Source organism: Pseudolactococcus reticulitermitis, assembly GCF_002260845.1.
Lineage (GTDB): Bacteria > Bacillota > Bacilli > Lactobacillales > Streptococcaceae > Pseudolactococcus > Pseudolactococcus reticulitermitis.
Map to the genome: position 1 here is coordinate 1 of NZ_BEDT01000017.1, position 1922 is coordinate 1922.

Here is a 1922-nt window from a genome sequence, read left to right on the forward strand (position 1 = left end):
GTAGCCAAGTTTATAGTGGCTGTTACAGTCGTGTGTCTTTGAATTTTTATGCCTTTAACTCGAATGGCAATAAAGGCATTGCGTGTGGCCTAGGTAATATTCAATTTATCCGAGATGGCGAACCACTCGGCAGTGGCACAACTGCGGCTGAAGACTTCACAACACTTGAAGACGATGCTTTCTTAGGCTGAAGAAAAGTGTTTCATATGACAATAGAGTTTTAGGATTCTATTGTCTTTTTTGAAGGGAAAAAGACATGAAAAAAATAAACATTGATTTAGAAACGTTCAGTAGTACCAATCTTCAAAAATCAGGTGTTTTCAAGTACTGTGAGAGTAAAGATTTTGAGATTCTGCTTTTTGCTTATTCTATTGATAATGGAAAAGTGATCGTTGTAGATTTGGCAAATGGTGAGATAATACCGCATGAGATTTTAGAATCTTTAACAGATGATGCGGTAGAAAAGTGGGCATTCAATGCCATGTTTGAGCGGATTTGTCTGTCAAAGTATCTAGGACTATCTGCCGGTATCTACCTAAATCCATCTTCATGGCGTTGTACAATGATTTGGTCGGCGTTATTAGGATTACCATTATCTTTTGCTGGGGTTGGTGCAGTTCTGGGATTGGATAAACAAAAATTATCAGAAGGGAGAAATCTCATTCGATATTTTTGTGTGCCCTGCCTGCCAACTAAAACTAACGGTGGTCGAACCCGAAACTTGTCGGTTCATGCCCCTGATAAGTGGCAGCTTTTTAAATTTTATAATGCACGTGATGTCGAAACTGAAATGCTGATTCAAGAAAAGTTATCTCATTTCCCAGTATCTGATGACATTTGGCATGAATACCAACTTGATCAGGAAATTAATGATAGGGGAATTGGTCTTGATGAAGTCTTTGTCACATCGGCTATTCATCTGGATGCCCTTTCTAAGACATCTATCTTTTCAAAATTGGTAAATTTGACAGGTTTAGAAAATCCAAATAGTGTCCTGCAAATGCGAAGATGGTTGCTAGAACATGGTTTAGAGACAGAGAGCCTTGGAAAGCAACAAGTGACAGTGCTTATAAATTCTAATTCTGGTCTATTAAAAGAGGTGCTTTTGCTTCGCCAACAAATCGCAAAGTCATCGGTTAAGAAATATCAGGCAATGGCAAATGCGGTTTGTAAAGATAGTCGCGCTCATGGGATGTTTCAATATTATGGCGCCAATCGGACAGGTAGATTTTCAGGTAGGTTAATTCAACTTCATAATTTACCACAAAATCATATATCAGATTTAGCCGAGGCAAGGTCCTTGGTTCGTGATCAAAATTTTGATGCTTTGGTCTTACTTTATGAGTCAACGCCTAAAATATTATCTGAACTCATTCGGACAGCTTTTGTGCCACAAGATGATAAGAAATTTATAGTAGCGGATTTCTCAGCCATTGAAGCACGTATGATTTCGTGGTTGGCAGGGGAAGAGTGGCGACTTGAAGTTTTTAAAAGTGGTGGAGATATCTATTGTGCAAGTGCGAGTCAAATGTTTAATGTGCCGGTTGAAAAGAACGGTGTGAACGGACATTTGCGACAAAAAGGTAAGATATCTGAATTGGCTCTTGGGTATGGAGGTTCAGTTGGTGCATTGACGGCAATGGGCGCACTGGATATGGGGTTAGCTGAAGAGGAACTACAACCACTTGTCACGAGGTGGCGAAAGACTAATCCTAGAATTACAAAGCTGTGGTGGGATATAGATAAAGCAGTAAAAAATAGCGTCAGACAGCGCATAGTAACGAGTTCACATGGTATCAAATTTAACTGTAAAAGTGGTATGCTTTTCATCACATTGCTTTCAGGAAGAGAGCTTGCTTATGTCAAACCTCAAATTAGTCCAAATAAATTTAATGGGGAATCCGTGACTTATGAAGGAGTAG

Annotated in this window: 2 protein-coding genes; both read left to right on the forward strand. The window is 39.2% G+C overall.

All coding sequences use genetic code 11. The features are described from left to right. Positions 1-191 (forward strand): ssDNA-binding protein (locus tag RsY01_RS10745; RefSeq protein ID WP_133063218.1); only part of this gene is annotated, 191 nt, incomplete at its 5' end. Positions 192-256: 65 nt separating this feature from the next. Continuing rightward, a partial coding sequence (locus tag RsY01_RS10750) for a DNA polymerase (protein ID WP_094785527.1) occupies positions 257-1922 on the forward strand: 1666 nt, incomplete at its 3' end.